Origin of the sequence: Pelagicoccus sp. SDUM812002 (assembly GCF_031127835.1) — a bacterium.
Classification (GTDB): Bacteria; Verrucomicrobiota; Verrucomicrobiia; order Opitutales; family Opitutaceae; genus Pelagicoccus.
In genome coordinates, this window is the sequence record NZ_JARXHX010000011.1 from 110,229 (window position 1) to 123,527 (window position 13,299).

Sequence of the window (13,299 nt, forward strand, 5' to 3'; positions counted from 1 at the left end):
TAACTACGCTTTCGCCTCCGCTTTGATCTTGTCGCAAATTTCTTTGGCCTTCTCGACGGTAAGGTTTTCGTGCAGGTCTTCGTCGACCAACATCACCGGTGCGCTTCCACAACTCGCGAGACACTCGGCAAACTCTACCGTCACCTCGCCATCGGGAGAGGCGTGATTCAGCTCGGCCTCAAATTCCGATAGAACTTTGTCGCAAACTTTGGACCCACCCGCCATGGCGCAAGAGAGCGTACGGCACACGCGGATGTGTCGCTTGCCGATCTTATGCTGGCGAAAGAAAGGGTAGAAGGTTACGACCGATAGCACGTTGATCGGAGCGATGCCCAGTTTCTCGGCCACCCATTCAGCGGCCTCGTTCGAGATGGCACCCTGATCCTTTTGGATCGCGTGCAACAATGGCATGACCGCGCTCTGCGCTTCCGGATACTTCGGAATCGCAGCTTCGATCTCAGCTAGCGTCTCTGGCTTTAAGTCCATTTGTGTAAAATCAATTTGCTGCCCACGATTCTCTCAAGTCCTCACAAATAAAAACGTATTCAATTCGTGAATATTCGCGTATTTCGTGGGTAAAAATCTATCGATCGCATTCCCCCATCACGAAATCGAAGCTTCCCAAGATAGCCGGAACATCGGAAACCATAGATCCCACGCAAAGCTTTGGCAGGATGCTCAAATTACAGAAGGAGGGGCCGCGGATCTTCATGCGGTATGGCACACCTCCACCCTTAGAATGGATGAAGAATCCAAGCGCCCCTTTCGGAGCTTCGCCTTCGAAGTAAACTTCGCCAGCCGGGATCTGCGGACCTTCTGTGGTAATCATGAAGTTTTGGATCAGCTCTTCCATGGAGGTGAGCGTCTTGTCCTTGTGCGGCAGGATGATCTTCTTCGCGTCTTCCGCGCGGTACGGACCTTCTGGCAATTGGGCGATGGCCTGACGAATGATCCGCACGCTCTGGCGCATTTCTTCCATGCGAACGATATAGCGATCGTAGCAGTCCCCGTTTTCGCCAAGCACTACTTCGAAGTCATACTTCTCGTATCCAGAATAAGGAGCATCGCGGCGCAGGTCTACGTCCACACCCGAGGCGCGAGCGTTAGGACCGGTCATGCCGTAAGCGATCGCATCTTCCTTGCTGATCGTGCCGATGTCCGCCGTGCGATCCACGAAAACGCGGTTGCGCGAAAGCAAGCTTTCTACGTCGTCGAGCAACGGCAGGAACTTCGTACAAAAATCGAGCACCTTGTCGGTCCAGCCAGCGGGCATGTCGCGAGTGACTCCGCCGATGCGGCTGTAACTAGTAGTGAAGCGAGCACCCGTCAGCTCCTCGAAGAGCGTGTAGAGATTCTCGCGTTCGGTGAAAGTGATCATGAACACCGTCAAGGCGCCGACGTCCATGGTGTACGCTCCCAGCCCTAGCAAATGCGACGAGATACGAGCCATTTCGCTGGTGATCACGCGGATCGACTGGCAGCGCTCCGGCACTTGGATACCGGTCAATTTCTCAACCGCGATGGCGTAGATCGCGTTGTTGGCCAGCGGGGCGAGGTAGTCCAGTCGGTCCGTGTACGGAACGAACTGGTTATAAGTCATGTTCTCGGCAATCTTCTCATCGCCACGGTGCAGGTATCCCAGCACGGGATCACATTTTTGGATGATCTCGCCGTCGAGCTCCAAGTTGAGGCGCAACACCCCGTGTGTAGACGGGTGGGATGGGCCCATGCTGAGCTCGAGCTTTTCAGTCTCGAACTCTTCCGAAGCTTGCGCTGTGCGGGACCCCGCATCGGGCATCGTGTATTCTTTAGATTCGGTCGCCATTGGCTAAATTCGTTTTCGTCGTTTGGCTGCTGCGGTTTCGCTCCTAGCCGTCTGGCTTTTCCTTCTTCTCATCCCAGCTCTCGTCTTTGGCGCGAGGCTCGCGGTCCGCTTCGAATTCGGAGCTCTTGGAGACGAACGGGCCGCCCATCATAGGAGCAGCGATCGTACCGGTTCCCGTTTCCTCGCTGATTTCTTCATCCCAAAATTCGCCATCGTGCCCTGCCAACGGAAAGTCCTTACGCAGCGGATGGTGCGGGTAGCCATCCCACATGAGGATACGGCGGAGGTCGGGGTGCCCCTCAAACTTAATTCCGAGAAGGTCGTAGCACTCGCGCTCGTGCCAATCGGCAGCCGGCCAAAGGTGCGAAACGGTAGGAGCCACCGGATTTTCGCTGTCCAGGCAATCCGCCGCCACACGCACGTAAACCGCATTGGCAGTGGACTGCACATGGTAGACAACTGTAAAGCGCGGGTGAGTCTCTACTCCATTGTCTATTCCCGTCGCGTCGGCCAACAAATCGTAGCCATGGTTGTCGCGGAGGGTCTTGAGAACATCGACCAGCGAGTCGATCGGGCAATTAAAAGAAGGCCAGTCGGCAGATTCGCGCTCTGCAACTTCAGAGTTAACTCCTTGCAGGGCGGCGAGTAGATCTTGAGCAATCATCGTGCGAGCAGATCAGGATTTTACTTTAAACAGGTTCTTGGACGACGTTTCCGTGCCGACCTTGTCCTGCAATTTGATCAGGGCGTCGAGAAGGGCTTCCGGCCGTGGCGGGCATCCGCTCACGTAAACGTCCACCGGAACGATCCGGTCAACACCTTGCAAAGTAGCGTACGAGCGGTACATGCCTCCCGACGAAGCGCAGGCCCCCATGGCGATCACCCATTTCGGCTCCGCCATCTGGTCGTAGATACGGCGTACGATCGGGGCCATCTTGTAAGTTACAGTGCCGGCGACGATCATTACGTCCGATTGACGAGGGGAAAAGCGCATCACCTCGGCGCCGAAGCGCGAGATATCGAACTTCGAAGCCCCGGAGGCCATGAGCTCGATCGCGCAGCACGCCAATCCCATCGGCATCGGCCAAAGCGAGTGGGTGCGAATCCAGTTAATAACCGCATCGGCCTTGGAGACGATCACGCCGCCCTCGACCTTGCTGTTGTAACCTATGTCTGCGTTAGAAGAGACCATTTTTTCTCAGAAAGCTTCAAACGCCCGAACCTACGTCGCCCTAAGTAACATGCAAGCGGGATTTGCCCGAAACCGGAGGGATTTGCCCTCGAATTTATTTTTTAAGAAAAGACATTGACCGGGAAGATGCGAATCGCCTTATTTGGCCGTTCTTTTCTAGGGGACGCTTGGGCGTACCGAGGAAATAGCGAGCTGGAGAGATGGCTGAGTGGCTTAAGGCGCTCGCTTGGAAAGCGAGTGTACCGCAAGGTACCGGGGGTTCGAATCCCCCTCTCTCCGCCATGTTACCCGATGTATAACAACGGGTTATATTTTTTTTGCGCTTCGGCAATGTGCACTGACATGAAGTGTCAGGAACGTTTCGAGGATGCAAACAAGGCCCGATAAGTCCGTTCAGCAAATAGCAACTGATGATCCGGATCTGCAAGGGCTTTGGGATTGGGTGGTGCACCAATTGAGGCTAACAGTCCCTCGCGCGTCGCGTTACGCTTTCCTCTCCACGCCCAATACGGTCAAACACGATTGGAATAAGCCCTCGTCTTCCCGCGAGACACCGGACCAGCTGTGCCGCACAGGACTCCGCTTGTCCTACCGTTTGAGCTAAGCTTGGAAGGTGAAAGACTTCCTCGCCCCCCTTCCCCGCAGCCGTCAGTTCGCTTGCCCCAAGGATCGAGCACCGAAGCGAGTTCTACAGTGGCAACCTCATGCTGAACACGGGGTACCTCAACATTAGGAGGAGGCGTTGCTACATCGATGAGGAGGATCCAGAAGAGGCATGGGAACGAGCGCGTAGGTGCTCCTAAGTCTTTTTCCCTGAGTATAATGCGGAATGGTGCTTCATTACGAAAGCTTAAGAAGCAACTACGTCTTACTACTATATTTATTTAGGTATTGATTTTTCCTAATTCTTAAAAGGATACAGCAATAATAGCGGACGATAGGCACAGCTCTCGTCAATTCCAAACAAGTCTCATTAATCAAAAAACCCAAAAGAATGAATACGTTTACAAAATCGGTATCTATCTTAAGCCTAGCAATTTTCGCTTCTAGTCTCCACGCAAGCGAGGGCTGGTTCGGGAAAGCCGGAGTTGCCAGATTCAGCGAATCAGAGGCAGGAGTGAACCTTGATCTCGATGCAATTTTCGTAGGTGGAGGCTATAGCTTCAAAGTCGCGGAGAATTTCTATATTGCTCCTGAGATTCGCTTCGCCAAGGGCATTGGATCGGAAGATATTTTTGGCGTCGATGTGGAAATCGACACCGCATGGTTCGCTGGGGTAAGGGGGATCTTGAAGGCTGACTCAGGCCTTTTCGGATTCGTAAGTGCAGGCTATGGCGATATTTCAATCGATGCTTCAATGGGCTCGGTAAGCGAGAGCGCCAGCGCCGACGACATAGGCTTTGGGGCAGGTTTTGGTTATGAGTTCAATCAGAAGTTCGCCCTCGAACTAGGCTTCGAGGACTACGACGGAACTGACGTTGTCCAACTAGGAGCCAACTTTCGATTCTAAGAATCTAAATATACAGCATTTGAGGCGTATCCGATTAGGGTACGTCTTTTTTTGTTCTCTAACTGTGAAGGGCTGATAACACCTGAAACGGTTTTGTGGAAGATCAGCGGGCCTCCGAACTGCTAGAGAGAACGCGAACAAAGCGAATCACCCCGATTCCTCCAATACATCCGATCCACAGAATACCCCGCAATTTTACTCTATGCCGGATATTTGTTCGCGTCGAGCAACCGTAGCCTCTCTTATCGAGGCAAACGCCGGAGTTACGACAGGACACGCGATAGAAGACGGCCCGCTTATCCCAGATTTCAACTCCGGTCACCACCCCTAAACCCAAATCACCCCATGTTCCTACGAACGACCAAACTGCTCTCCGCACTGCTCCTCTGCTTCGTTGCCAGCAACGCCACAGCCCAAATGAAAGATCCCATGGACGAAACCCCAGAAGCGAAAGACGCCCGCTTGGGCTGGTGGAAGGAAGCCCGTTTTGGCATGTTCATCCATTGGGGTGTCTATGCGGAACTCGCAGGCTATTACAAAGGCGACCCCGTCGAAGACATCGGCGAGTGGATCATGCACCACGGACGCGTCCCCATCGACGACTACGAAGCTTACGCCCGCATGTTTAACCCCCTCTTCTTTGACGCCGACGCCTGGGTAAGCCTCGCGAAGCAGGCCGGCATGAAATACATCGTCATTACCTCCAAGCACCACGACGGATTCGCCCTCTGGGATTCGAAAGTGACGGACTGGGACATCACGGACGCCTCTCCTTTCCAGCGAGACATTCTCGCCGAGCTCGCCGACGCCTGTCGCACGCACGACATCAAGCTCTGCTTCTACCACTCCATCATGGACTGGCACCACCCCGCCGCCCAAGCGCCATTAGAACCTGAATACAATCGGCCGGAGCTGACCAACCCGAACTTTCCTCGCTACTACGAGACCTACCTAAAGCCTCAACTCAACGAGCTGCTCACCCAATACGGCGACATCGGCATCCTCTGGTTCGACGGCGAGTGGATCGACGACTATACCACCGACATGGGCAAAGACCTCTACCGCTTCGTCCGCCAGATTCAGCCTGGCCTCATCGTCAACAACCGCATCGACAAAGGCCGCCAAGGCTACGCCGGATTCGATAAGGAAGGTAATTTCGCGGGCGACTACGGCACGCCGGAGCAGGAAATCCCCGCCACCGGCGTCGACGGCCTCGACTGGGAATCGTGCATGACCATGAACGACACTTGGGGCTGGAAGGCCTATGATACAAATTGGAAAACTTCCGACGACCTCATTCGCAATCTTGTGGAAATCGTATCCAAAGGAGGCAACTTCCTCCTCAACGTCGGCCCAACTCCCGAAGGAGTCATTCCAGCCGCCAGCATCGAACGTCTCCAAAATATGGGCACATGGATGGAAACGAACGCCGCGTCCATCTACGGAGCCCGAGCCAGCCCCTTCCCTCAGCCTGATTGGGGCCGTTACACCCAGACCGACGACGCCCTCTACGCTCACCTTTTCACTCTGCCAGAGGGAAATGAAATCGTCATTCCCACCCTCGCCTCCGGACAAACCTACGGCGAGCCCACCTTTCTCGCCACAGCTCAGCCCCTCACCCATGCCACCAAAGGCGAAACCCTACAGATCAAGCTGCCCGATTTGCCGGACCCCGCCCCCGTCACCGTCATCCGCATCCCCCTCGGAAGCCCAAGCGTATTAGCGGCTACCGCATCCAAAACCGAGTGATTGGCCAGAGCACTTGAGGTTAAAGCTAAAATCCACAGGGAACCCGTTTCGCGAAAGAAGATGGTGTGCGAGCATTAGGGATCGACTCCTCCTCGAAAGCAAAATGGTGGGACGAACTCCTGCCGAGGGTGAGCAAGCCGCCCGCCATTCCGTCTCTTCGTTGTTCAAATGTCGCTTCGCTCAGAACACCCCTAACGACTCACCCATCCAATTGCCGCACCAGACAGCGAGCCCCCTTTGCTCTCCGCCTGGAAGATCCGGAGATTCCTATCACCCTCCCCCATCGTTTCCGACCTGGTCCCAAGCCTGGATCATCACACAAACAAAACCTTCGTCGCTTGAGGTATGGATCTAAAGAGGAAATCTCGTTTTCCTGTTACCCTAGAGACCACCGAGACCGAGGCCCGTACCTACACCGCAGCCGCAGGTTTGTGCTGCTTGATTTCGTCGAGAGTTAGGCCTTTGAGTTCGTAGGGGAAGACGAGCCATTCGTCGGTCGTGTGCAGGAAGTAGTTCGGCTGGACGTCGGCTCGCTTGAAATGGGGGCGATGCCAGAGGACCGCTGTTTGGGTCTCGGCTGGATAGTTTCGCTTGAGCTTCTTCTGCAGGCGAATTTGCAGCGCGCGGATGCTGTGGCCAGAGCTGCAGACATCGTCGACGATGAGGAGGCGGTCGTCCGCGTTGAGATTCTCCACAAGGTACCGGGTACCGTGGACGCGGATATTCTCCGGGGCGTCGATCATGTCCTGGTAGCCGGGCAGGCCTTGGTATGAGGTGCGCACTGAAAAGTGGTCGGTCTCGACGCCGAGGGCTTGCAAGCATTCCTGCACATAGATCCCCACCGGACTGCCGCCCCGCCAAAGGCCGACAATAAAGGTAGGACGAAAGCCGCTTTCGAAAATCTGAATGCCGAGGCGAAACGAATCTTCGATGATGGTTGCCTCGTCTAGAAAGCGCTTTTTCATAGGTCGTGCTGGGTGCGGTCTCAATAATGAGATTGGCTTTTGGCGGGCCGTCGATTTCAAAAACAAATGGAGAAGCTTTTCCTAACTGCTGAGGGACTTTTGGAGGATTCTTGGAAGCTCGCCGCGAAGGTGCTGGAGAGCGGCTTTCGCCCGACCTTCATGATCGCGATCTGGCGAGGCGGTGTCCCGATAGGGATCGCGGTCCAGGAGTATTTAAGCTACCACGGCATCGAGACGGACAACATCGCGATTCGGACTGCCTCCTACTCTTCGGGGATTGACGAACAGAACCGCGAAGTGCGGGTTTATGGCCTAAGCTATCTGGTCGACAAGGTGCAGCACGAGGACAGCTTGCTGATCGTCGACGACGTTTCCGACAGTGGGAAGTCAGTCGAGGCAATCATCAATGAACTAAAGGCCGGAGCTCGCTTGAATATGCCGCATGACATTCGCATCGCGGTCCCCTACTACAAGCCGGAACGCAACCGAACCGACCTTGTACCCGATTATTACATACACGAGACGAGTGCGTGGTTAAAGTACCCGCATTCCCTAGAAGGCCTCACGAGGGAAGAGATAAAGAAGGACCGCCCGGAGCTGTACGAAATTTTAAAGGATCACCTTCCCCAGCCCTGAAATTTGCCCAAATGGGGCGGGCCGGAAAAAGCAAAACAAGGCAAAGAACGAAAACACTGGTCTTCACATCACAACTCGGGCCTTCTCCTCCATCGAAGAACATTCCCGACAAAAGAGTAGATAATGACAAACAACGATGTGATGAGAAGCGTGAGGTACGCGCTTGATCTTAAAAACGCCGAAGTGGTACAGATGATCAAAGAAGGCGGCGTTGAACTGACCGCTCTCGATGTATCCAATATCTTAAAGGACGAAACGGACGAAGGATACGTCGCCTGCTCGATTGAAACCATCCACGCGTTCTTAGATGGGCTGATCCTAAGCCGACGCGGACCGAGCGACCGTCCTGTTGATGAGGAGGCGAACACTTGGATCAACAACACTGTAGTGCTGCGCAAACTACGCATCGCCTTCTCAATGAAGGATACCGATATGATCGCCACGATGAAAGCCGCGGGGTTCCAAGTATCGAAAGGCGAAATAAACGCCCTATTCCGGGCGACAAACCACAAGCATTACAAGAAGTGCGGCGATCAATTCCTGCGCAACTTCCTCAAAGGCCTCGCCCTCACCTTCCGCCCACCCGAGGACCCCTGGGCCAATAGCAGAGCTTCAGGCTAATGGACCAACGCTCGACCTCCACCTTTCCACCCCCTTCGCTGATATTCGTGTAATTCGTGGGCAAACAGACTTCTTAATCCTTAATGCTTCGCTCCGCCGGATTCGTCGCGTAGAACAGACTGGAAACCTCTAAGCCAATTGCCTTCAGTACTCTCCTTTGAAAGCCAAAAGCCCCTCCCTCTTCATCCTCCTTATCCCCGTAGCCGCCTTACTGTTTTTTGCTCTGTTTTGGTACAACACGGCTCAGATCAAAAAATTCGGGACTGAGCACCGTGTCTTGATCACTGCCACTGAGAGCATCGGAAAAAGTCGCTACTTCGTATTCGAACTCTCAGGACGCAAGAACAACGTAACCTATAGCAAAAGACACCGCGTCGGTGACGAGATTCCAGTTATCGCATCAGGAAAAAACGCCATCGAAGGAACGAAGTCGGACTCAACCCTTCTGTTAACGATACAAGATTTTGGCACTCTAAGATTCTGGTACGGCTTCTTGGGCTTGGTTGTTGTCCCCGCATTTGTCTGGCTTAGCCACCTACCAGACAAAGCATTTGCATGGCTGCCTTCTCGCCAGCCAAATCCAAACGGAAAGAAACGCCGCTAAGTCACGAAACGCTCTAAACACGCGACCATCTTTGAAAGACTCAGAGAGGAACCCCCACCTCTTCCACCCTCATTTCCCAAGTCTCCAAATTGTGGCGACAGCCTCAAACATATCCAGAGCGGAGCCAGAATTCGCCACCCGCATCTGTCCACTTGTCGATTCGATGCGCCACAGCCTATCGCCAATCATCGCTTGGACCCAAGCATGACCCGGAGCACCCGGCTCGTAGTCGGGACCCACTCCGATACAAATGGCTACCTCTTCGAGGCCTGCAGCTATCAATTTCTCAGCGAGCAAGAGCGACTTGTCAGCACAGTCACCCTCATTGCGTAGCAAGGTATCTTCAGGCAAACCCCACCCGTGAGTCTGCGCCACATATGGGATTCGTCCCACTCGTCGCACATGCTGGAGAACGTTCTCGAAGACTTTCCCCACTGGCAAAGAAGACTCAACCGCCACTGCCTCGAGCCGCTCTTTCAACCACTTAACTTCTTCTGGATTTATGCGCCGTGCATCCCCAGCAACTTCAGGAGAATCAGGATTCCATCCGCTTTTTCCAGAAGTCACTTCCATCACCGGAGGATCGAGCGACTTCCGCGGCGTCAAAATGAACCGCTCATCCAACGTGTCCAATTGTCCCCCAGACAAAGGCCAAGCCGCATTTCCCTCCATCTCGCCAGGCTCAATGGCAGGTTGGCCTTCGCGTTCCGTCTCTGCCAAAACCACAGCCCTGTGGGCTTCCGACTCCCAAACGAAATGCTCCTTGGCAAAGTAAACCAAGACCAGCACTAGCACTAGCACCGTCCAAACGGCAAACCAGAGCAGCTCGCGACCAGAAGGAACACGTTCTCCCAATCTAGCTTTCATCGTCGTCAAGTCGTACCCATTCCATCCAACAACATTCGACCTAGGATCCGTACTATTAAGCAACATTGCTAAGTAATTACTGACCTGTCCCAATATAGCCGACGGACAACACCAAGAATTCACCCTTCCATTCTCAAGCCCCGCTCTGGCCGATCCCGTCTGCGCTGGCTGATTAAACAAGTGACCATAACTTTCGCGCACGAGCGTAAATTGTGACTTATCGTCCGTGGTCTGATAGTCCACAATAAGGTACTGTTTCTTGGTGCCAGCCACCGAAACAACCTTAAAGAAATTTGGAGATAACGTCCGCTCTCTACGAGAGAGCAAAGACCTGTCTCAAGAAAAACTCGCTGAACTTAAGTCGCCTCAACATCTACTATCGAAAAAATTAATTGACCACCTATAGTTTGATAGCTTCTCGGAGGCGAACCCGCGGTCTCATCTTGCAGTTTATCGGGCTCAAATAATTTAATACGGGAGCACTGATATTAATCATAAATTGGAATTACTCGACCGCCTTCCAGAACTTTAACACTCAACACAAATTCATCCGTATCCTCTGAGTAAATAGCTATCTCTTCTTCGGTAGTAGCTTCTTCGAGACGAGTCGTCGAATAGTCTTCAATCTCAGATTCGGCTTCGACTAATGAATCAAATACGACGGGTTTGTTGTCACCGTCGAAAACAGAAGGCACCAATCCCTCACAAAGGGACTCAATGAATATACAATACCCTTCCTTTACTTCGTATCTAGTAATAATTACATTTTCCGAGATCATTAATCAAATTATCCCACCCATGCTCATCAAGCAAACAAAAGACTTTCAATAAACGTGCTTTTTCTACCTTACGATCAATACTGTTTGCGGCTCTAGAATCTAAAAGATCCAAAATCAACCCACCAGTCCAAGTAAGAGAACAGAATCCCTGCAATATTTCGAATCCATCGACCTGCAGAGGAGCAACAAGAAATTACCAGCTACGGTTCAGATTCTGAATTCAAACACAATGCCAACAAATATGGTCAAATAACATTTTATGTAATCCGTCTATTACGCCTTTGAGATGAAAAACGATCTGTGTTTTAAATTCCCTATCCCATACTTTTATCCAATCTAAAACGCTTACAATCACTTTACCCCACCCATTCTAGCTCGCCCCAAATTACTCGATTGCCAAAACGAAGGAAAACTTTAAATAAAACCCACAACCTAACTACCAAATGGGCCCACACCATAGACCACTTAAAAATCAATTTCTAAATTTAAATGGCTAATACACCCCGCAAGAACTGGACGCGCGACGAACTAATCATTGCAATGAACCTGTACACACAACTTAGCTTCGGTCAGTTCAGCTCTACTAATAAATTCATTAAACTCGTCGCAGAGAAAATGGAGAGATCTCCAGCGTCTCTTTCCATGAAACTCTGCAACCTAGCCAGCTTTGATCGAGTTCATCAACAAAGAGGAGTATCAGGCCTGAAAGGAGCAAGTCGGCAGGACGCCGCGATCTGGGCAGAATTCGAATCCAACTGGGACGTTCTTGCCCTATTGAGCCAAGAACGATTCGATGAACTCGTAGAAGGTGAACAATTGCCGTACTCCGTTATCGAAGATTTCAACAAACCAGATTTCGAAACTGATCGAGTCGCTTCAGCAAAACAACGTCGCGGCCATTCATTCTTCAGCAGGGCTGTAAAAGTCAGCTACCACTACACCTGCTGTATGACGGGCAATCCGATTTCAATACTGCTCACAGCCAGCCATATTGTCCCCTGGAAGGATTCTAAGAAAAACAGACTCAACCCCTCCAATGGCCTCTGCCTCGCCAAAACCCAAGACACTGCGTTCGACCGAGGCCTAATAACGCTCGACGAAAAACTCCGCGTCGTCCTCTCCAAGCGCATCCGCGAGTACGTGACACTGGAAACCATTCGCGACAACTTCCAACGCTACGAAGGCAAACCCATCACCCTCCCCCACCGCTTCCAACCCGACCAACAATTCCTCGCCTACCACCGCGAGAAGATCTTCGTAGCTTAAATCTGAAAGTCCAACTCCTCTACTTCTTTCGACTTTTGTGAACCTTACAGCATTCTTATATTTAGCCGTCTACCTAGCAGTCTTCTTCGGGGGATTTGTTTTGGTGATCAAAATCAGAAAAAGATTCAAAAAACGGCGGCCGCCGCTCGAATTTGAATACATCCGAAGCCCCGGAGATTCCCTTGAAGAGAGAATCGGGCAGAAAAACGAGAAGCTACCAAATCTCCTCATACTCGGCTTGCTCGTCCCATTCACCGCTTTCCTAATCGCCTTCGCCACAATCTATATCCTCTATCCCACCGCTACCGGCATCTTCTGGATTCCCGTTTGTTCATTGGCTGCCCTTGCGGGCTTCGGACTCTCCTTTCGAGTTCTCATCAATGCCTTTCAAGAGCTAGCGAATCTGGAACTAGGGCTCGAAGGTGAAAGAATCGTAGCGAACTCCCTCAAACCCATCGAACGAGAAGGTTGGTGGGTTTTTCACGACGTTCCCGCATCAAACAACGGAGAGAAGTTCAACCTCGATCACGTGGCGATCGGCCCTTCCGGCATCGCCCTGATCGAAACGAAAACCCGCAGCAAAAGAAAAGCCATCGGCAACCGAAAAGATCACGTCGTCACGTTTGACGGACGAAAGCTGACGTGGCCATGGGGAGTCTCGACCTCGGAACTGGAACAGCTCAAACGTCAACGCAAGTGGCTTGAAAACTGGATACAAGATCGAACCGGCAAAAGCATCACGATCCTTCCCATACTGACGATCCCCGGCTGGTGGATTGAAAGCAGCAACCCCAAAGCCCGAACCAGAGTTGTGAATCACAAAACCCTCTGCTCCGCCGTCAGAGGAAATAACAAGAGAACCCTCGACGACGAAACCATCGACCTTTTCTCCCGACAACTGGAGTCGCTCTGCCTCCTAAAAAAGTAAGGCAAACCCGATTCGGTGTGGATTGTGGTTAAAAGTGTAGTTGTGGTTGAAAGTGTCAATCCTTACTCCTTGCGGTAGCGATCTGTCGGCGAACAATCGCCGTTCCCTATTAACGCTTCGAAGGAAGGGGCTTTCAGCGAGTCAGATCAAATCCGTGCTTATCCGTGCGAATCCGTGGTTACAAAAAACCCGACCCGACCAATCCCCCAACACTGCAGGATCCTCTGCGAACTCAGCGAACCCTGCGGTTAAAAAAAAGCACCAACCCAACGCGCCAAGCTACTCGCAAACATCAAAGACACCGATTCAACCCCGACCCGCAATTTCTCGACTACCACCGCGAACACGTATTCGTAG

Annotated in this window: 14 protein-coding genes and 1 tRNA gene; 8 read left to right on the forward strand and 7 right to left on the reverse strand. The window is 52.4% G+C overall.

Features of this window, described 5'->3' with window-relative positions:
* Positions 1-3: 3 nt before the first annotated feature.
* The 4 genes from QEH53_RS15950 to nuoB all read right to left on the reverse strand — a co-directional run bounded on the left by QEH53_RS15950 (position 4) and on the right by nuoB (position 3,017).
* Positions 4-486 (reverse strand): NAD(P)H-dependent oxidoreductase subunit E, encoded by a 483-nt coding sequence (locus QEH53_RS15950; protein WP_309024215.1) that lies wholly within the window; start codon positions 484-486, stop codon positions 4-6.
* Between the two features lie 97 nt (positions 487-583).
* Positions 584-1,825, reverse strand: a complete 1,242-nt coding sequence (gene nuoD, locus QEH53_RS15955; RefSeq protein ID WP_309024216.1) for an NADH dehydrogenase (quinone) subunit D — start codon at positions 1,823-1,825, stop codon at positions 584-586.
* Positions 1,826-1,868: 43 nt separating this feature from the next.
* Entirely contained in the window at positions 1,869-2,489 is a 621-nt protein-coding gene (locus QEH53_RS15960) for an NADH-quinone oxidoreductase subunit C (protein WP_309024217.1), read from the reverse strand.
* 12 nt (positions 2,490-2,501) lie between these two features.
* A complete protein-coding gene (gene nuoB / locus QEH53_RS15965; protein ID WP_309024218.1) occupies positions 2,502-3,017 on the reverse strand; it encodes an NADH-quinone oxidoreductase subunit NuoB in 516 nt (171 codons plus the stop codon).
* Between the two features lie 194 nt (positions 3,018-3,211).
* Between nuoB and QEH53_RS15970 the strand changes: the two genes are divergently transcribed.
* The 3 genes from QEH53_RS15970 to QEH53_RS15980 all read left to right on the forward strand — a co-directional run bounded on the left by QEH53_RS15970 (position 3,212) and on the right by QEH53_RS15980 (position 6,276).
* Positions 3,212-3,299 (forward strand) — tRNA-Ser (locus QEH53_RS15970).
* A gap of 712 nt (positions 3,300-4,011) precedes the next feature.
* Positions 4,012-4,527 (forward strand): outer membrane beta-barrel protein, encoded by a 516-nt coding sequence (locus QEH53_RS15975; protein ID WP_309024219.1) that lies wholly within the window; start codon positions 4,012-4,014, stop codon positions 4,525-4,527.
* A 345-nt stretch (positions 4,528-4,872) separates the two neighbouring features.
* Entirely contained in the window at positions 4,873-6,276 is a 1,404-nt protein-coding gene (locus tag QEH53_RS15980) for an alpha-L-fucosidase (RefSeq protein ID WP_309024220.1), read from the forward strand.
* A gap of 410 nt (positions 6,277-6,686) precedes the next feature.
* Here QEH53_RS15980 and QEH53_RS15985 read toward each other — a convergent pair whose 3' ends face one another.
* Positions 6,687-7,241, reverse strand: coding sequence for a phosphoribosyltransferase family protein (locus tag QEH53_RS15985; RefSeq protein ID WP_309024221.1), 555 nt, complete (start codon positions 7,239-7,241; stop codon positions 6,687-6,689).
* Between the two features lie 66 nt (positions 7,242-7,307).
* Between QEH53_RS15985 and QEH53_RS15990 the strand changes: the two genes are divergently transcribed.
* From QEH53_RS15990 to QEH53_RS16000, 3 genes are all read left to right on the forward strand, one after another.
* Entirely contained in the window at positions 7,308-7,877 is a 570-nt protein-coding gene (locus QEH53_RS15990; protein WP_309024222.1) for a phosphoribosyltransferase family protein, read from the forward strand.
* A gap of 123 nt (positions 7,878-8,000) precedes the next feature.
* On the forward strand, positions 8,001-8,498 hold the full coding sequence (locus QEH53_RS15995; RefSeq protein ID WP_309024223.1) for a DUF1456 family protein: 498 nt from the start codon (positions 8,001-8,003) through the stop codon (positions 8,496-8,498).
* Between the two features lie 157 nt (positions 8,499-8,655).
* A complete protein-coding gene (locus tag QEH53_RS16000) occupies positions 8,656-9,102 on the forward strand; it encodes a hypothetical protein (protein WP_309024224.1) in 447 nt (148 codons plus the stop codon).
* A 69-nt stretch (positions 9,103-9,171) separates the two neighbouring features.
* Here QEH53_RS16000 and QEH53_RS16005 read toward each other — a convergent pair whose 3' ends face one another.
* A complete protein-coding gene (locus QEH53_RS16005; RefSeq protein ID WP_309024225.1) occupies positions 9,172-9,969 on the reverse strand; it encodes a hypothetical protein in 798 nt (265 codons plus the stop codon).
* A gap of 488 nt (positions 9,970-10,457) precedes the next feature.
* Positions 10,458-10,748: a hypothetical protein gene (locus QEH53_RS16010; RefSeq protein WP_309024226.1), complete on the reverse strand. Its 291-nt coding sequence runs from the start codon at positions 10,746-10,748 to the stop codon at positions 10,458-10,460.
* 489 nt (positions 10,749-11,237) lie between these two features.
* On the opposite strand from QEH53_RS16010, the gene QEH53_RS16015 reads away from it, so the two are divergent.
* Together QEH53_RS16015 and QEH53_RS16020 are read left to right on the forward strand one after the other, a co-directional pair.
* The gene (locus tag QEH53_RS16015; protein WP_309024227.1) at positions 11,238-12,014 is read left to right on the forward strand and encodes an HNH endonuclease; all 777 of its coding nucleotides are present in this window, start codon (positions 11,238-11,240) and stop codon (positions 12,012-12,014) included.
* 37 nt (positions 12,015-12,051) lie between these two features.
* On the forward strand, positions 12,052-12,942 hold the full coding sequence (locus QEH53_RS16020; protein WP_309024228.1) for a nuclease-related domain-containing protein: 891 nt from the start codon (positions 12,052-12,054) through the stop codon (positions 12,940-12,942).
* The last annotated feature ends 357 nt before the right edge of the window (positions 12,943-13,299 follow it).